Here is an 18,364-nt window from a genome sequence, read left to right as displayed (position 1 = left end):
CCGAGCTGGTCGAGGCCGTGCGCGGCGAGGTCTCCTTCGACGCCACGGCACGGGCGCTGACCACCATGGACGCCTCCAACTACCGGCGCGTACCGCTCGGCGTCGTGGCCCCGCGCGACGCCGACGACGTGACCGCGGTTCTCGCGGTGTGCCGCGCCCACGGGGTGCCGGTCGTGCCGCGCGGCGGCGGCACCTCGATCGCCGGACAGGCCACGGGCACCGGAGTCGTCCTGGACTTCACCCGCCACATGAACCGGATCGTCGCGCTCGACCCGGACGCGCGTACGGCCGTCGTCCAGCCCGGTGCCGTCCTCGACCGCCTCCAGGAAGCCGCCGCCCCGCACGGCCTGCGCTTCGGCCCCGACCCCTCCACCCACAGCCGCTGCACCCTCGGCGGAATGATCGGCAACAACTCCTGCGGCTCCCACTCGGTCGCCTGGGGCACCACGGCGGACAACGTGCGGGAACTGTCGGTCGTCGGCGCGCGCGGGCAGTCGTTCCGCCTCGGCCGGGACGGACAGGGCGCCCCGGACGGCCTCCAGGCCCTGGTCGAGAGCGAGTTGGCGCTGCTGAGGACCGGCTTCCCGGACCTCCCGCGACGGATCTCCGGGTACGCCCTCGACGCGCTCCTGCCCGAGCGGGGCGCGGACGTGGCCCGCGCCTTCTGCGGCTCCGAGGGCACCTGGGGCGTCCTCACCGAAGCGGTCGTACGACTGGTCGAGGCCCCCCGCGCGCGGGCCCTGGCCGTCCTCGCCTACCCCGACGAGAGCGCGGCGGCCGACGCCGCCGCCGGTCTGCTGCCGCACCGGCCGCTGACCGTGGAGGGGATGGCCGCCGATCTCGTACGCGCCGACGCGGGACTGCCGCGCGGCGGGGCCTGGCTGTTCGTGGAGACGGGCGGCGGGTCACCGGCGGAGGCACGCGCGCGTGCGGACGCGATCGTGCGGGCGGCGGACGTACGGGCCGCCCTGGTGGTCACCGATCCGGCGGGGCAGCGGGCGCTGTGGCGGCTGCGGGAGGACGCGAGCGGCACGGCGACCCGGATGCTCGCCCCCGAGAACGGCTCCCCGCCCGGCCGGGGCCGCGGCCCCGGCGGCGAGGCATGGCCCGGCTGGGAGGACTGCGCCGTGCCGCCCGCCCGGCTGGGCGCCTACCTCCGCGACTTCCGGCGCCTGCTCGCGGACCACGGGCTGCGCGGCACGCCGTACGGGCACTTCGGCGACGGTTGCATCCACGTCCGGATCGACTTCGACCTGATCTCCCCGGTGGGCGTCGCCCGCTTCCGCCGCTTCTCGGAGGAGGTCGCCCGCCTCGTCGTCTCCCACGGCGGCTCCCTGTCCGGCGAGCACGGGGACGGGCAGGCGCGCGCGGAACTGCTGCCGGAGATGTACGGCGCCGGGATGGTCCGCCTCTTCGAACGGGCGAAGGACCTCTGGGACCCGGACGGCCTGCTCAACCCCGGCATGCTCGTCCGCCCGCACCGGCTGGACGAGAACCTGCGGTTCGCGGTGCTGCCGCACCGCCCGGTGGACGTGGAGTTCGGTTACCCGGCGGACGGCGGGGACTTCTCGGCGGCGGTGCGCCGCTGCGTGGGCGTCGCCAAGTGCCGTACGGCCTCCGTGCCGGGCGGCGCGGAGGTCATGTGTCCCTCCTTCCGCGCGACCGGCGAGGAGGCGCACTCCACGCGCGGGCGGGCCCGGCTGCTGCACGAGATGCTGGCCGGCGAGATCGTCACCGACGGATGGCGTTCGACGGAGGTCCGCGACGCGCTGGACCTGTGCCTGTCGTGCAAGGGATGCAGGTCCGACTGCCCGGTCGGCGTCGACATGGCCACCTACAAGGCGGAGTTCCTCCACCACCACTACGCGGGCCGCCGCCGCCCCGCCGCGCACTACACCATGGGCCGGCTGCCGGCCTGGCTCGCGGCGGTCACCCGCACCCGCTCGGCACGGCTCGTCAACTCCCTCGCGGCCCTGCGCCCGCTGGCCGCCCTCGCCAAGCGCCTGGGCGGCATCGCGCCCGAACGGGAGATCCCACGCCTGGCGCCGGAGACGTTCAGCCAGTGGTGGTCGAGACGGTTCCGGGACCGCGTACGGGCGTACGTGCGCCGGGGACGCGAGGGCCGGGCCGGGGAGCGACGGAACGCGGACGAGCTGTTCCCGGGCTTCGGCGGGAAGACGGTCCTCGTATGGCCGGACACCTTCACCGAACACCTGGCACCGTCCGTCGGACGCGCGGCCGTGCGGGTACTGGAGGCCGCGGGACTGGCCGTGCTGCTGCCCCCGCGGACGGCGATGCGGCACGGGCCCATCGGCGACGGGGTCACCCGGGGCCCCCTCCGCCTCAGCACACTGCTGCCGCGCCGCCGCCGGCGCGTCTGCTGCGGACTGACGTACGTCTCGACCGGCCAGCTCGACCGCGCCCGCACCGTGCTCCGCCGCACCCTCGACCTCATGGAGCCCTACCTCGACCTGGAGGACCTCTCGGTCGTCGTCCTGGAGCCGAGCTGCGCCGCCGCGCTGCGCACGGACCTCCCCGAGCTGCTGCACGACGACCCGCGCGCGGCGCGGCTGGCGGCGGCGGTGGTGACCTTCGCGGAGGCACTGGAACGGCACGCTCCGGGCTGGACGCCGCCCCGCGTCGACCGCCCGGCCGTCGGCCAGACGCACTGCCACCAGCACGCGGTCCTGGGCGACGCCGCCGAACGCCGGCTGCGCGACGCGGCCGGTCTGACCGGCACCCTCGCCGGGGGCTGCTGCGGCCTCGCGGGCAATTTCGGCTTCGAGAAGGGCCATGAGGAGGTGTCGAAGGCCTGCGCCGAGGAACAGCTGCTCCCGGCCGTCCGGGCGGCCGACGACACCGCGGTGATCCTCGCCGACGGCTTCTCCTGCCGCACCCAGCTGGCCCACCTGACCGACCGGCGCGGCCGCCACCTGGCGGAGGTACTGGCAGAGGCCCTGGAGAACGGTTCGCGGGGCGGCGGGCCAGCGGGATCCGCGTAAGTACACCGATGTTCGACCGCTATCCGTCCAGGTTCGCCTTGAGGCCCTTGGCCTTCCCGCGGCCCACCTGGGTGCGCACCGCGCCCATGCTCGCCGCGATGACCAGGGCGATGGCCAGGGACTCGGTGAGGGAGAGGGCCTGATCCAGGACGAGGAAGCCGGCGGTGGCGGCCACGGCCGGTTCCAGGCTCATCAGGATGGCGAAGGTGGCGGCGGGGAGGCGGCGCAGGGCGAGGAGTTCGAGGGTGTAGGGGAGGACCGAGGAGAGCATGGCCACCGCGGCTCCCAGGGCGACCGTCGTCGGGACGAGGAGCTTCGAGCCCGACTCGACGATCCCGAGCGGCAGGAACACCACCGCCGCCACCACCATGGCCAGGGCGAGGCCGTCGGCCTGGGGGAAGCGTCTGCCCGTCCGCGCGCTGAAGATGATGTACGCCGCCCACATGGCGCCCGCGCCCAGGGCGAAGGCGACACCCGCGGGGTCGAGGCTGCTGAAGCCTCCGCCGCCGCCGAGCAGGAAGACGCCGCCGAGGGCGAGGCCCGCCCAGAGCAGGTTCACGGCGCGGCGGGAGGTGAGGACGGAGAGGGCGAGCGGGCCGAGCACTTCGAGCGTGACCGCCGTGCCGAGCGGGATGCGGGCGACCGCCTGGTAGAAGAGGCCGTTCATCGCGGCCATGGTGAAGCCGAAGACGACCACCGTGTTCCAGTCGGCGCGCGAGTGTCCGCGCACCTTCGGACGGCAGACCAGCAGCAGCACGATCGCGGCCACCACCAGTCGCAGCGTCACCACGCCGAGGGCGCCCACCCTGGGCATCAGGCTCACCGCGAGAGCTCCGCCGAACTGCACGGAGATCCCTCCGGCGAGCACCAGGCCCACGGGTCCGAGGGCACCACGCCGACCGGAACCGTCCGCCGTGGGCGCACCGGCCGCGGGCACGGGCGCCAGGGCGGGGGCGGCCGAGGCCGGGGAGGACGGGGCGGCGCTGGGGGTGTTCACGGGACCTTCCAGGGGATCGGCGCGTTCGTTCATCATGCTGCACCTGCCAGTCCAGAGTAATGGACTCGGTCAGGCGTGTGAACTCGTTATGCAACTGTCTCAAAGAATGGCCCGGGTCGCCCGAGGAGGCGCGTGCCCGCGCCGGACGTCCGGGCCCCGTCCGGCACGCCGCACGTACCGTCGCCGGGTGGGACCGCGGGGCGGCGGCTTAGGGGCGGCGGCTTCCGTTCCGGACCGCGCCCCGGCGTCCGCCTGAATTAATGCAAGCATGCTTGCTTGTTTCTTCCGGCGCTGCCATGCTCCGTGCCACACACCGTCGTGTCCCGAGGGGAGCGCATCGTGTCCGACGCGTCGTCCGTGGTCTCCGTGATCGACGATCTGCACCGGGAGAGTGAGGAACTCGACCGGCTGGTAGGGGAGTTGGGCGAGGGACAGTGGGCCCTCGGCACGCCCGCCGCGGGCTGGACCGTCGCCCACCAGATCGCGCATCTCGCCTGGACCGACCGGTCCGCCCTGCTCGCCGTCACCGACGCCGAGGCCTTCGCGAAGGAGGTCGAGAAGGCGCTCGCCTCTCCCGACGGCTTCGTCGACGAGGGCGCGGACGAGGGCGCCGCACAGCCGCCCGCCCGGCTGCTGGCCGGCTGGCGCGAAGGACGGACCGCCCTGGAGACGGCCCTGCGCGCGGCACCCGCCGGAACCCGGTTCCCCTGGTACGGCCCGCCCATGTCGGTCGCCTCCATGGCTACCGGGCGCCTCATGGAGACCTGGGCCCACGGACAGGACGTGGCCGACGCTCTGGGTGTGGTGCGCCCACCCACCGACCGGCTCAAGCATGTGGCCCGAATCGGCGTACGGGCCCGTGGCTTCGCCTTCATCGTGCACGGCCTCACCGCACCCGCCGAGGAGTTCCGCGTGGAACTCCAAGGCCCCTCCGGCGAGCTGTGGACCTACGGCCCGGCCGACGCCCCGCAGCGTGTCACCGGCCCCGCCCTCGACTTCTGCCTGCTGGTGACCCAGCGCGCCCACCGCGCCGATCTCGCCGTACGGGCGGAGGGCCCCGACGCCGACCGCTGGCTGGACATCGCGCAGGCCTTCGCCGGTCCGCCGGGTGCCGGGCGGGAGCCCAAGGAGGCCGGCCGGTGACCGGGGAGCAAGGAGGCCGGCCGGTGACCGGGGGAGCCGCGACCCCGGCCCGCCCGCTGCGCATCGGCAACGCCTCCGGCTTCTACGGCGACCGCTTCGACGCGCTGCGCGAGATGCTCACCGGCGGCCCGCTCGACGTCCTGACCGGCGACTACCTCGCCGAACTGACCATGCTGATCCTCGGCCGCGACCGGCTGAAGGACCCCGGGCGCGGCTACGCCAAGACCTTCCTGCGCCAGCTGGAGGAGTGCCTCGGCCTCGCCCACGAGCGCGGCGTACGTCTCGTCACGAACGCGGGCGGCCTGAACCCGGCCGGACTCGCCGACGCCGTGCGGGAGCTGGCCGGCCGGCTCGGCATCCCGGCGCGCGTCGCCCATGTCGAGGGCGACGACCTCACGAACCCCCAAGCTCTCGGCCTCGCTCGACCAGGGGGGATCCCCGCCGGCACCCTCGCCGCGCACGCCTACCTGGGCGGGGCGGGCATCGCCGCCTGTCTGCGCGAGGGCGCGGACATCGTCGTCACCGGGCGCGTCACCGACGCCGCGCTGGTCACCGGGCCCGCCGTCGCCCACTTCGGCTGGGGGCCGGACGACCACGACCGGCTCGCGGGCGCCGTCGTCGCCGGGCACGTCCTGGAGTGCGGCACCCAGGCCACCGGCGGCAACTACGCCTTCTTCGCCGACCACGACCCGGCCCGGCTGCGCCACCCCGGCTTCCCGCTCGCCGAACTCCACGAGGACGGGTCGAGCGTCATCACCAAGCACGACGGCACCGGCGGCCTCGTCGACGTCGGCACGGTCACCGCGCAGCTCCTGTACGAGACGCAGGGCGCCCGGTACGCGGGGCCCGACGTCACCGCCCGCCTCGACACGGTCGCGCTCACCCAGGAGGGCCCGGACCGGGTGAGGATCGACGGCGTGCGCGGGGAGGCTCCGCCGCCGACCCTCAAGGTCGGCCTCAACCGGCTCGGCGGCTTCCGCAACGAGGTCGTCTTCGTCCTGACGGGGCTCGACATCGAATGCAAGGCGGAGCTCGTGCGGGCCCAGCTGGAGGCCGCCTTCGACACCGCCGAGTCCCGCCCGGCGGAGGTCCGCTGGGACCTCTCCCGCACCGACCACCCCGACGCCCCCACCGAGGAGACCGCGAGCGCCCTGCTCCGCCTCGTCGTGCGCGACCAGGACCAGAGGGCGGTCGGACGGGCGCTGAGCGGAGCCGCCGTGGAACTGGCGCTGGCGAGCTACCCCGGATTCCATGTGATGGCGCCGCCCGGCCCGGGCTCGCCCTACGGGGTCTTCGAGGACGTGTACGTCCCCCAGGACGCCGTGGATCATGTGGCGGTCCTCCACGACGGGCGCCGGGTCGCCGTGCCCCCGGCCCACGACACCCTCGTACCGGAAACCCCCGAAGAGCCGCCCCTGCCCGTGCCGTTGCCCGCGGGGCCGACCCGGCGGGCCCCGCTCGGACGGGTCGCGGGGGCGCGCAGCGGGGACAAGGGCGGGAACGCCAACGTCGGCGTCTGGGCGCGCACGGACGGCGCCTGGCGGTGGCTGGCCCATCACCTGACGACGGACACGTTCCGGAGTCTGCTGCCGGAGACCCGTGATCTGAAGGTCGTCCGTCACGTCCTTCCCAACCTCCGCGCCCTCAACTTCGTGGTCGAGGGGATCCTCGGCGAGGGCGTCGCCTCCCAGGCCCGCTTCGACCCCCAGGCCAAGGCCCTCGGCGAATGGCTGCGCTCCCGTCACCTGGATATCCCGGAGGCCCTGCTGTGACCGTGCTTTCCTCCGCGCTCGACATCAAGAGTCCCGAGTACGCGGCCCATCGCGAGGCCATGGTCGGCAAGCTCGCCGATCTGGAGTCCGAGCATGCCAAGGCGCTGGCGGGCGGCGGCGAGAAGTACGTCGCCCGGCACCGCGGACGCGGCAAGCTCCTGGCCCGTGAGCGGATCGAGCTGCTGCTCGACCCGGACACGCCCTTCCTGGAGCTGTCGCCGCTCGCGGCCTGGGGCAGCGACTACGCGGTGGGCGCCTCGCTCGTCACCGGGATCGGCGTCGTCGAGGGCGTCGAGTGCCTGATCACGGCGAACGACCCGACGGTGCGCGGCGGTGCCAGCAACCCGTGGAGCCTGAAGAAGGCGCTGCGGGCGAACGACATCGCGCTCGCGAACCGGCTTCCCTGTATCAGTCTGGTCGAGTCGGGCGGCGCGGATCTGCCGTCGCAGAAGGAGATCTTCATCCCCGGGGGTGCGATCTTCCGTGACATCACCCGGTTGTCGGCGGCGGGCATCCCCACGGTGGCCGTGGTCTTCGGGAACTCGACGGCCGGGGGCGCGTACGTCCCCGGCATGTCCGATCACGTGATCATGGTCAAGGAACGGGCGAAGGTCTTTCTCGGCGGGCCGCCGCTGGTGAAGATGGCCACGGGCGAGGAGAGCGACGACGAGTCGCTGGGCGGCGCCGAGATGCACGCGCGCGTGTCGGGCCTCGCGGACCACTTCGCCGTCGACGAGCGGGACGCGCTCCGGCAGGCCCGGCGGGTGGTCGCCCGTCTCAACCACCGCAAGGCGTACGGCGATCCCGCTCCGGCGGCGCCCCCGAAGTACGACGAGGACGAACTCCTGGGGATCGTCCCGGGCGATCTCAAGCATCCGTTCGATCCGCGTGAGGTCATCGCCCGGATCGTCGACGGCTCGGACTTCGACGAGTTCAAGCCGCTGTACGGGACGAGCCTGACCACCGGCTGGGCGAGCCTGCACGGCTATCCGGTCGGCATCCTCGCCAACGCCCAGGGCGTGCTGTTCAGCGCCGAGTCCCAGAAGGCCGCCCAGTTCATCCAGCTGGCCAACCAGCGCGACATCCCGCTGCTCTTCCTGCACAACACCACCGGCTACATGGTCGGCAGGGAGTACGAGCAGGGCGGCATCATCAAGCACGGCGCGATGATGATCAACGCGGTGAGCAACTCGCGGGTCCCGCATCTGTCGGTGCTGATGGGCGCCTCCTACGGCGCCGGCCACTACGGGATGTGCGGGCGCGCCTACGACCCCCGCTTCCTGTTCGCGTGGCCCAGCGCCAAGTCGGCCGTGATGGGACCGCAGCAGCTCGCGGGCGTCCTGTCGATCGTCGCCCGGCAGTCGGCCGCCGCGAAGGGGCAGCCCTACGACGACGACGCGGACGCGGCGCTGCGCGCCATGGTCGAGCAGCAGATCGAGTCCGAGTCGCTGCCGATGTTCCTGTCCGGGCGGCTGTACGACGACGGGGTCATCGACCCGCGCGACACCCGCACCGTCCTCGGCCTGTGCCTGTCCGCGATCCACACGGCGCCCTTCGAGGGCGCGCGCGGTGGCTTCGGCGTCTTCCGGATGTGAGGAATCACGTGATTTCGAGTCTGCTGGTCGCCAACCGGGGCGAGATCGCCTGCCGGGTCTTCCGTACCTGTCGCGAGGCGGGGGTGCGCACCGTCGCGGTGTATTCCGACGCGGACGAGAACGCCCTGCACGCGCGGGTGGCGGACGCGGCGGTGCGGTTGCCGGGCGCGGCGCCCTCGGAGACGTATCTGCGGGGCGAGCTGATCGTGCGGGCCGCGCTGGACGCGGGCGCGGACGCCGTGCACCCGGGGTACGGGTTCCTGTCGGAGAACGCCGGTTTCGCGCGGGCGGTGATCGACGCGGGGCTGGTGTGGGTCGGTCCGTCGCCGGAGGCGATCGAGGCGATGGCCTCCAAGACCCGTGCGAAGAAGCTGATGGGACTCGCCCCGCTGGAGCGGGTCACCGCGGCGGACCTGCCGGTGCTGGTCAAGGCGGCCGCGGGCGGCGGCGGGCGCGGGATGCGGATCGTCCGCGAACTGGCCGACCTCGACGCCGAGCTGGAGGCGGCCCGCGCGGAGGCCCTGAGCGCCTTCGGGGACGGGGAGGTGTTCGTCGAGCCGTACGTGGAGGGCGGCCGGCACGTCGAGGTGCAGATCCTGGCCGACGCGCACGGCACGGTCTGGCCGCTGGGCACGCGGGACTGTTCCCTCCAGCGGCGTCATCAGAAGGTCATCGAGGAGGCGCCGGCTCCCGGGCTCGACGACGAGCTCACACGGACGCTGTACGACCTGTCCGTGCGGGCCGCCCGCGCGGTGGACTACGTCGGCGCCGGCACGGTCGAGTTCCTGGTCGCCGACGGCACGGCGCACTTCCTGGAGATGAACACCCGTCTCCAGGTCGAGCACCCGGTGACGGAGGCGGTGTTCGGGGTCGATCTGGTGGCCCTGCAGCTCCGGGTCGCGGAGGGGGAGCGGCTGGAGAGCGACCCCCCGCGCGCGCGGGGCCACGCGGTGGAGGCCCGGCTGTACGCGGAGGACCCGGCGGGCGCGTGGGCGCCGCAGACGGGCACGCTGCACCGGATCGCCGTCCCGGACGGCGTGCGGCTGGACACGGGTTTCACCGACGGGGACGGCGTCGGCATCCACTACGACCCGATGCTCGCGAAGGTCGTCGCGCACGCCGGAACGCGCGCGGAGGCCCTGCGGAAACTGTCCGGCGCGCTGGAGCGGGCCACGATCCACGGGCCGGTCACCAACAGGGATCTCCTCGTGCGGTCGCTGCGGCACGAGGAGTTCGCCGGGGCCCGGATGGACACGGGCTTCTACGACCGGCACCTCGCCGCGCTGACCGAGCCCGCTCCCGATCCGTACGCCCCGCTGGCCGCCGCTCTGGCCGACGCGCACGGCCGTTCGCGGTTCGGCGGCTGGCGGAACCTGGCGTCGCAGCCGCAGACCAAGCGCTATCTGATGCACGGCGCCGAGCACGAGGTCACCTACCGGCACACTCGTGCGGGGCTCGCGGCCGACGGGGTGCGGGTGGCGCACGCCGACGCGGACCGTGTCGTCCTCGAAGTGGACGGCGTACGGCGGACGTTCGAGGTCGCGCGGTACGCCGACGGCCAGGTCTTCGTGAACGCCACCGCGCTGACCGCGCTGCCCCGCTTCCCCGATCCGGCCGCGGACCGGGCTCCCGGTTCGCTGCTCGCGCCGATGCCGGGCACCGTCGTCCGGGTCGCCGAGGGACTGGCCGAGGGTGCCGTCGTGCGGGCGGGCGAACCCCTGCTGTGGCTGGAGGCGATGAAGATGGAGCACAGGATCTCCGCGCCGACGACAGGAACGCTCAGCGCCCTGCACGCCGTCGTCGGGCAGCAGGTCGAGGTGGGCGCGCTGCTGGCCGTCGTACAGGAGGCGGCAGCGCGGGAACCGGTGCCGCGGGAGCAGGCCGCGCAGGAGCAGACCGCGCAGGATCAGGCACCGCGGGACGACGCCCGGTGAGAACGCGCCCGGTGCCGGGGCGCCGGGCCGCACCACCGCGCGGACCTGAGCCGCGCGGGCGCGAACAGCCAGGTACAGGCCGCACTTTCCGTTCCGAACCTCCGAACCTCCGTACCGAGGAGCCGTCATGAGTCCTGTCACAGAGACCGACGAACACAAGGCGCTGCGTTCCGCGGTCGCCGCTCTAGGCAAGCGCTACGGCCGCGAGTACCTCACCAAGGCCGTCGCCGAGGGCGGCCACCCCGACGAGCTCTGGTCCGAGGCGGGCAAGCTCGGCTACCTGGGGGTGAACCTCCCGGAGGAGTACGGCGGCGGAGGCGGCGGCATCGCGGAACTGTCGATCGTGCTGGAGGAGTTGGGCGCGGCGGGCTGCCCGCTGCTGATGCTCGTCGTCTCGCCCGCCATCTGCGGCACGGTCATCGCCCGCTTCGGGACCGAGGAGCAGAAGCGGCGGTGGCTGCCGGGCCTCTCGGACGGCACCCGCACCATGGCGTTCGGCATCACCGAGCCCGACGCCGGCTCCAACTCGCACCGGATCACCACCACGGCCCGCCGTGACGGCACCGACTGGGTCCTGAACGGCCGCAAGGTGTTCATCTCCGGCGTCGACATCGCCGACGCCACGCTCATCGTGGGCCGCACGGAGGACGCGCGCACGGGCAGCCTCAAGCCCTGCCTGTTCATCGTCCCGCGCGACACCGAGGGTTTCGGGCGGCGGCAGATCGACATGGAACTGGCCAGCGCCGAGAAGCAGTTCGAGCTCACCCTGGACGACGTACGGCTGCCGGCCGACGCGCTCGTGGGTGGGGGCCCCTCCCACGCTTTCGGCAGTGGGGGAGAGGACGCGGGGCTGCTGCAACTGTTCGCCGGGCTCAACCCGGAGCGCGTGATGACGGCCGCGTTCGCGATCGGCATGGGCCGTTTCGCGCTCGCCAAGGCCGTCGGGTACGCGCGGGAGCGCACCGTCTGGAAGGCGCCGATCGGCGCGCACCAGGCCATCGCGCACCCGCTGGCGCAGGCCCACATCGAACTCGAACTGGCCCGGCTGATGATGCAGAAGGCGGCGTTCCTGTACGACTCGGGGGACGACATCGGGGCCGGGGAGGCCGCCAACATGGCCAAGTACGCGGCGGGGGAGGCCTGCGTACGGGCCGTCGACCAGGCCGTGCACACCCTCGGCGGCAACGGCCTCACGCGGGAGTTCGGCCTCGCCTCGCTGATTACGGCGGCGCGCGTGTCTCGTATCGCGCCGGTGAGCAGGGAGATGATTCTCAACTACGTCTCCCACCAGACCCTGGGTCTGCCCAAGTCGTACTGACCGCTCTAGGAGGAACCGTGTTCCGCAGCGAGTACGCCGATGTACCGGCCGTCGAGGAACCCATCCACGACGCCGTCCTGGGCCACGCCGCCGAGCGCGGCGACACACCCGCGCTCGTCGACGGCGTCGACGGGACCACGCTCACCTACGCCCAACTCGACCTGTTCCACCGGCGACTGGCCGCCGCGCTGGCCGAGGCGGGGCTGCGCAAGGGCGATGTGCTGGCCCTGCACAGCCCGAACACCATCGCCTTCCCGACGGTCTTCTACGGGGCCACGCGCGCCGGGGCGTCGGTCACGACGGTGCACCCGCTCGCCACTCCGGAGGAGTTCGCCAAACAGCTGCGGGACTCCTCGGCCCGCTGGATCGTGACCGTCTCGCCCCTGCTGGACGCGGCCCGGCAGGCCGCCGAACTCGCGGGCGGGGTACGGGAGATCTTCGTGTGCGACCCGGCACCCGGACACCGTTCGCTGGCCGACCTGCTGAGCGGTTCCGCCCCCGAACCGCAGGTCGACATCGACCCCGTGGAGGACGTGGCGGCGCTCCCGTACTCCTCGGGCACCACCGGCGTCCCCAAGGGCGTGATGCTCACCCACCGCTCCATAGCCACCAATCTCGCGCAGCTCTCGCCGGCCATGCCGATGGGCCCCGGCGACCGCATCCTCGCCGTGCTGCCGTTCTTCCACATCTACGGGCTGACGGCCCTGATGAACGCGCCCCTGAGGCAGGGCGCCACCGTCGTCGTCCTGCCCCGCTTCGAACTCGACACGTTCCTGGCCGCCATCCAGGAACACCGCATCACCGGCCTGTACGTGGCGCCGCCGATCGTCCTCGCGCTCGCCAAGCATCCGGCGGTCGCCGAGTACGACCTGTCGTCCCTGGAATACATCATCTGTTCGGCCGCGCCCCTGGACGCGTCGCTCGCTGCCGCGTGCTCGGCACGGCTGGGGCTGCCGCCGGTGGGCCAGGCGTACGGCATGACGGAGCTGTCGCCCGGCACCCACGTCGTCCCGCTGAACGCCCAGGACGTGCCCCCGGGGACCGTCGGCAAGCTCGTGGCGGGCACCGAGATGCGCATCGTCTCCCTCGACGACCCGGGCAAGGACCTGGGCGTCGGAGAGCCCGGCGAGATCGTCGTCCGGGGTCCCCAGGTCATGAAGGGCTATCTGGGCCGCCCCGACGCGACCGCCGCGATGATCGACCCGGACGGCTGGCTGCACACCGGGGACGTCGGCCGCGTGGACGCCGACGGCTGGCTGTTCGTCGTGGACCGGGTCAAGGAACTCATCAAGTACAAGGGCTTCCAGGTCGCCCCCGCCGAGCTGGAGGCGCTGCTGCTCACCCACCCCGGCATCGCCGACGCCGCCGTCGTCGGGGCCTACAACGAGGACCACAACGAAGTCCCGCACGCCTTCGTGGTGCGCCAGCCCGCCGCCGCCGACCTGTCCGAGGGAGAGGTGATGATGCACGTCGCCGAGCGCGTCGCCCCGTACAAGCGGGTCCGACTCGTCACCTTCATCGACGCCGTCCCGAGGGCGGCCTCCGGGAAGATCCTGCGCCGGGAACTGCGAGGCCGTTCATGACCGTCGTCCGCACGGCGCGGGAGCGCGCCGTCACCACCCTCACCCTCGACTCGCCGGCCAACCGCAACGCCCTGTCGGCCGCCCTCGTGGGCGAGCTGGCCGACGCGCTCACCCGCTGCGGCAAGGACGACGAGACCCGCGCGGTCGTCCTGACCCACACCGGGAACACCTTCTGCGCGGGCGCCGACCTGCGCGAACCGCCGCATCCGGACGCCTTCGTCGGGCTGCTGCGGCAGATCGTCGAGCTGCGCAGACCCGTCGTGGCCCGGGTGACCGGGCACGTCCGGGCGGGCGGCCTCGGCCTGCTCGGGGCCTGCGACATCGCGGTGGCCGGCCCGGAGGCGAGCTTCGCCTTCACGGAGGTACGCATCGGGGTCGCCCCCGCCGTGATCTCGCTCCCCCTGCTGCCGCGCACCGACCCGCGCGCCCTCGCCCGCTACTACCTCACCGGCGAGCGCTTCGACACCGCCGAGGCGGTCCGCACGGGGCTCCTGACGGCGGCCGGCGAGGACGTGGACGCCGTACTCGCGCCCGTTCTGGACGGACTGCGCCGGTCGTCCCCGCAAGGCCTCGCCGAGACGAAGGAGCTGCTCACGGCTAAGGTGCTGGAGGCCTTCGACCGGGACGCGGCGGACCTGACCGCGCTCTCGGCCCGGCTGTTCTCCTCCGCGCAGGCCCGCGAGGGGATGACGGCCTTCCTCGAACGACGGGATCCCGCATGGGTGGTGTGAGCGCGACGGAGCACGCGGCACGTACTCCGCACGTCCCCAAACAGGACCGCAGCCGGGCCACCCGGCAGCGGCTCCTGGCCGCCGCCGTGGCCTGTCTCGCCGAACACGGCTGGGCGGGCTCCACGGTCTCCGTCGTCGCCGAGCGCGCCGGGGTGTCCCGGGGCGCGGCCCAGCACCACTTCCCCACCCGTGAGGACCTCTTCACCGCGGCGGTCGAATACGTCGCCGAGGAACGCTCCACCGCCCTGCGCGCCCTGTTCCCGGACGGCCCCGCCGACCGGCGTGTCGTCGTCGCGGCCCTCGTCGGCCTCTACACCGGGCCGCTGTTCCGGGCCGCCCTGCACCTGTGGGTCGCGGCCTCCAACGAGCACCCGCTCCGTTCCCGGGTGACCGAACTGGAAGCCCGCGTAGGCCGCGAGAGCCACCGCATCGCGGTGGACCTGCTGGGCGCGGACGAGTCCCGGCCCGGGGTGCGCGAGACGGTGCAGGGACTGCTCGACATGGCGCGCGGGCTCGGCCTCGCGAACCTGCTCACCGATGACGCGGCGCGCCGGGAGCGGGTCGTGGCGCAGTGGGGCGCGATCGTGGAGGAGGCGCTGGGCTGAGCGAGCCGGGGGCCGGACGCCCGGGGGCGGGCGGCGGCCGGGGCCGGCACCGCTCGCCGGTCAGGGGCTGAGCCGCTCGATCCGCCAGCTGCCGTCCGCCTCGGCCGCGTAGCGGAGCCGGTCGTGGAGGCGGTTCTCGCGGCCCTGCCAGAACTCGACCGTCCGCGGGGCGATCCGGAAGCCTCCCCAGTGCGGCGGCACCGGCACCTGTTCGCCCTCCGGATAGCGCTCGCTCAGCTCCGCGTACGAGGCGTCCAGTTCGGCGCGCGAGGAGATGACCGTGGACTGCGTGCTCGCCCAGGCGCCGAGCTGGGAGCCGTGCGGGCGGGTGCGGAAGTACGCGGCGGTCTCGTCCCGGCCGGTGCGTCGCGCCGTCCCGGTGACGATGACCTGCCGGGCCATCGGGTGCCACGGGAAGAGCAGCGAGATGTACGGGTTGCGGGCCAGCTCCAGGGCCTTGCGCGAGTCGTAGTTGGTGTAGAAGACGAAGCCCTGCTCGTCGTACTGCTTGAGCAGCACGGTGCGCGAGCTGGGCCGGCCCTCGGCGTCCGCCGTGGAGACGACCATCGCGTTCGGCTCGTGCACGAAGCCGTGCACCGCGGCCTGCGCCGCCTGCTTGAACCAGCGGGAGAACTGGTCCATGGGGTGCGCGGCGAGATCGCTCTCGTCGAGGCCCTCGGCGCGGTAGTGGGCCCGCATGGCGGCGGGGTCGGCGGCGATTTCCTCGTCCGCGGCCTCGGCGGCCTCGGCCGCGCGCCGGATGAGGGGCTCGGTCGTGGATTCGTCCGGGAAACGATCGGTCACGCCGTCATCCTGCCGTATCCGTGCCCGCTCCCGCGGGCGGGTGTCCTTCGTCACGCAGTGGCACTCAGTGCCGCGCACTCTCCCCAAAGGTGGCACTCGGAGATATCGTGCTGCTGCCGTTCCGGTTGGATGACCGGCCGCACGGGGCATCACCGGAGTGACCGTTTCGGACCGCGAGTCGGCGGAGATCTTTCGAAGACCATTCGAGAGTCTTCGGAGAACGACCGTGGAACCGGCTCGCGAACCGCACGATCGTCGACCGTCACCCCTGATAGGGCACAGGGTCACCGAGATCCCACAACATCATTTGTCGTACACATCACGAGGAGCCGCCTGATGTCCGACTTCGTACCCGGACTCGAAGGAGTCGTCGCGTTCGAGACGGAGATCGCCGAACCGGATAAGGAGGGCGGCGCCCTCCGGTACCGGGGCGTCGACATCGAGGACCTCGTCGGCCATGTCTCCTTCGGGAATGTCTGGGGACTCCTCGTCGACGGAGCCTTCAATCCCGGCCTGCCGCCCGCCGAGCCGTTCCCGATCCCCGTCCACTCCGGTGACATCCGTGTCGACGTGCAGTCCGCGCTCGCCATGCTCGCCCCGGTCTGGGGCCTCAAACCCCTCCTCGACATCGACGAGCGAGAGGCCCGCGAGGACCTCGCCCGCGCCGCCGTCATGGCGCTGTCGTACGTCGCCCAGTCCGCCCGCGGGCAGGGTCTGCCGATGGTCCCGCAGAACGAGATCGACAAGGCCCACTCCGTCGTCGAACGGTTCATGATCCGCTGGCGCGGCGAGCCCGACCCCAAGCATGTCGCCGCCGTCGACGCCTACTGGACCTCCGCCGCCGAGCACGGCATGAACGCCTCCACCTTCACCGCGCGCGTGATCGCCTCGACGGGCGCGGACGTCGCCGCCGCGCTCTCCGGCGCCGTGGGAGCCATGTCGGGCCCGCTGCACGGAGGCGCCCCCTCCCGCGTCCTCGGCATGATCGAGGAGATCGAACGCACCGGGGACGCCGACGCCTACGTCCGCCACGCCCTCGACAAGGGTGAACGCCTGATGGGCTTCGGCCACCGCGTGTACCGCGCCGAGGACCCGCGCGCGCGGGTGCTGCGCCGCACCGCGCGCGAGCTCGGCGCCCCCCGCTTCGAGATCGCCGAAGCCCTGGAGAAGGCCGCTCTCGCCGAGCTCCACGCCCGCCGCCCGGACCGTGTCCTCGCGACGAACGTCGAGTTCTGGGCGGCCATCGTCCTCGACTTCGCCGAGGTCCCGGCCCACATGTTCACGTCCATGTTCACGTGTGCCCGTACCGCGGGCTGGTCGGCGCACATCCTGGAACAGAAGCGCACGGGCCGCCTGGTGCGCCCCTCCGCGCACTACGTGGGCCCCGGCTCGCGCGGCCCCCAGGAGATCGAGGGATACGGGGACATCGCCCACTGACCCCCGTACGCCGGTCATCACGCGGGAGTGAGCAGCTCCGCGTGATGACGGGCGGCGACCAGCGGGTGCGCCCGCAGCTTGCCCTTCAGCTCGTTGAAGCCGTACTCGGCGAAGAGCGGATTCGACGGATCGTCGGTGACGCCGGGCGCGGCGGAGGCGTGCGGGAACGGCAGCGGCTCGACCCGGGCGTCGAGGCGGGGGTTGTAGAAGAACGGCACCGAGAACCGCTCGGTGGCCCCGGCCGGGCTCACCACCCGGTGGTTGGTCGCCACGAGATACCCGTTGGTGGCGACCTCCAGGAGCTCACCCAGGTTGACCACGAAGGCGCCCGGCAGCGGCGGCACGTCGTGGAAGCGGCCGTCCTCGCGTTGCACCTGGAGCCCGCCGACCTGATCCTGGAGCAGCAGCGTCAGGAATCCGTAGTCCTTGTGCGCTCCCACGCCCTGGTCGGCACCGTCGCCCGCGCTCCCCGGATACCGCACCAGCTTCAGATGCGGGTGGGCCCGCTCGCCGAAGACCGGGTCGTAGAAGCCGGCCGGAGCCCCGATCGCGGTCAGCAGCTCGCGCAGCAGCCGTGCCGCGACCGTGCTCAGCCGTTCGATCCAGGCCAGCGCCGCCGTCCGCAGTTCCGGCAGCGCGGCCGGCCACTGGTTCGGCCCCTCCAGCCACCAGTACGCGGGCTCGCCGGGACCGGGTGTCCGCGCGGCCCGCTCGGCCCCGATGTCGAGCTGGTCCCGCCAGTCCCGGCTGCCGCCGGTCCGCTCGTCACCCGTCCGCGTGTACCCGCGGAAGTGCGGCGAGCCGATGTTGTCGATGGCCAGCCGGTCGGCCTCGGGGAGCGCGAAGAACCGGTGCATGGCCCGCAGCAGCGCGCCGGTCTCGGCCTCGCTCACCCCGTGCCCGATGAGCTGGAAGAACCCCACGTCGTGGGCGGCGCTGTGCAACTGCGCGTGCAGCAGCGCTCGCGCCTGGGGGCCGCGGTCGGCGGCGGAGAGATCGATGATCGGAAGCTGCTGGTACGAGGGGAACCGCTGCCCGCTCGGGGCAGGCGTGGAAGACGTGTTCGTCGTCATGAGATGCGTCCGCGGGGTGTACGGGTGCCCGGGCGGCCGCCAGGGGTGGGGCGGGGGCCACGGGTGCCAGATGGAGGAGAGAAGCGGTGCGAAGGGGGCCGGTCAGGCTGAGCGCCGACAGCCCATGCTCGTGACGCGCACGAAATCCACGTGGCGGCGTCGAACGAGCATCGGAGGCATGGGCACAGGATACTGCCGCCCCCGCGATCCTCCTGTGACCCGGGTCACTCCGGCCGAACGCTCCCCCGGGCCGAACACCGCACACGCAGACGACCCGCGAGCTCGGGTCCCTCCGCCGTGAGGCGAAGGAGCCGGCCGGACGCACCGGCGAGCTCGCGGGTCGGGTGACTGCGTTGGATTGGGCCGGCTG

At 73.2% G+C, this 18,364-nt stretch carries 13 protein-coding genes; 10 read left to right on the top strand and 3 right to left on the bottom strand.

All coding sequences use genetic code 11. The features are described from left to right. Positions 1–65 precede the first annotated feature (65 nt). Positions 66–3,002 (top strand): FAD-binding and (Fe-S)-binding domain-containing protein, encoded by a 2,937-nt coding sequence (locus tag ACFWBT_RS03465; protein ID WP_385695380.1) that lies wholly within the window; start codon positions 66–68, stop codon positions 3,000–3,002. 19 nt (positions 3,003–3,021) lie between these two features. Here ACFWBT_RS03465 and ACFWBT_RS03460 read toward each other — a convergent pair whose 3' ends face one another. Then, positions 3,022–3,999 (bottom strand): DMT family transporter, encoded by a 978-nt coding sequence (locus ACFWBT_RS03460; RefSeq protein WP_385695378.1) that lies wholly within the window; start codon positions 3,997–3,999, stop codon positions 3,022–3,024. Positions 4,000–4,338: 339 nt separating this feature from the next. Here ACFWBT_RS03460 and ACFWBT_RS03455 point away from each other — a divergent pair, with 339 nt between their 5' ends. From ACFWBT_RS03455 to ACFWBT_RS03420, 8 genes are all read left to right on the top strand, one after another. Beyond that, entirely contained in the window at positions 4,339–5,142 is an 804-nt protein-coding gene (locus ACFWBT_RS03455) for a TIGR03084 family metal-binding protein (RefSeq protein WP_385695298.1), read from the top strand. A gap of 23 nt (positions 5,143–5,165) precedes the next feature. Then, positions 5,166–6,914 (top strand): acyclic terpene utilization AtuA family protein, encoded by a 1,749-nt coding sequence (locus ACFWBT_RS03450; protein WP_385695295.1) that lies wholly within the window; start codon positions 5,166–5,168, stop codon positions 6,912–6,914. After that, positions 6,911–8,509 (top strand): acyl-CoA carboxylase subunit beta, encoded by a 1,599-nt coding sequence (locus ACFWBT_RS03445; protein ID WP_385695292.1) that lies wholly within the window; start codon positions 6,911–6,913, stop codon positions 8,507–8,509. Before ACFWBT_RS03450 ends, ACFWBT_RS03445 begins: the two co-directional genes overlap by 4 nt. Positions 8,510–8,517: 8 nt before the next feature. Next, entirely contained in the window at positions 8,518–10,443 is a 1,926-nt protein-coding gene (locus ACFWBT_RS03440; protein WP_385695289.1) for a biotin carboxylase N-terminal domain-containing protein, read from the top strand. Between the two features lie 127 nt (positions 10,444–10,570). Continuing rightward, a complete protein-coding gene (locus tag ACFWBT_RS03435; protein ID WP_385695287.1) occupies positions 10,571–11,761 on the top strand; it encodes an acyl-CoA dehydrogenase family protein in 1,191 nt (396 codons plus the stop codon). Between the two features lie 17 nt (positions 11,762–11,778). Further along, the gene (locus tag ACFWBT_RS03430; protein WP_385695284.1) at positions 11,779–13,344 is read left to right on the top strand and encodes a 4-coumarate--CoA ligase family protein; all 1,566 of its coding nucleotides are present in this window, start codon (positions 11,779–11,781) and stop codon (positions 13,342–13,344) included. Continuing rightward, positions 13,341–14,075, top strand: a complete 735-nt coding sequence (locus ACFWBT_RS03425; protein ID WP_385695281.1) for an enoyl-CoA hydratase family protein — start codon at positions 13,341–13,343, stop codon at positions 14,073–14,075. The genes ACFWBT_RS03430 and ACFWBT_RS03425 overlap by 4 nt, the downstream gene beginning before the upstream one ends. Next, positions 14,063–14,680: a TetR/AcrR family transcriptional regulator gene (locus ACFWBT_RS03420; protein ID WP_385695278.1), complete on the top strand. Its 618-nt coding sequence runs from the start codon at positions 14,063–14,065 to the stop codon at positions 14,678–14,680. Before ACFWBT_RS03425 ends, ACFWBT_RS03420 begins: the two co-directional genes overlap by 13 nt. A 60-nt stretch (positions 14,681–14,740) precedes the next feature. Here the strand turns inward: ACFWBT_RS03420 and pdxH are convergent, their stop codons facing one another. Further along, positions 14,741–15,379, bottom strand: a complete 639-nt coding sequence (gene pdxH, locus ACFWBT_RS03415) for a pyridoxamine 5'-phosphate oxidase (protein WP_385695376.1) — start codon at positions 15,377–15,379, stop codon at positions 14,741–14,743. 441 nt (positions 15,380–15,820) lie between these two features. Here pdxH and ACFWBT_RS03410 point away from each other — a divergent pair, with 441 nt between their 5' ends. Next, entirely contained in the window at positions 15,821–16,921 is a 1,101-nt protein-coding gene (locus ACFWBT_RS03410) for a citrate synthase 2 (RefSeq protein ID WP_385695275.1), read from the top strand. A gap of 17 nt (positions 16,922–16,938) precedes the next feature. On the opposite strand, the gene ACFWBT_RS03405 is transcribed toward ACFWBT_RS03410, so the two are convergent. Continuing rightward, positions 16,939–17,994, bottom strand: coding sequence for an isopenicillin N synthase family dioxygenase (locus ACFWBT_RS03405; RefSeq protein WP_385695272.1), 1,056 nt, complete (start codon positions 17,992–17,994; stop codon positions 16,939–16,941). Positions 17,995–18,364 lie beyond the last annotated feature (370 nt).

The sequence above is a fragment of the Streptomyces sp. NPDC060027 genome (assembly GCF_042737005.1).
In the GTDB taxonomy this organism is placed as follows: Bacteria; Actinomycetota; Actinomycetes; order Streptomycetales; family Streptomycetaceae; genus Streptomyces.
This window is presented reverse-complemented; position numbering and strand designations above follow the sequence as displayed.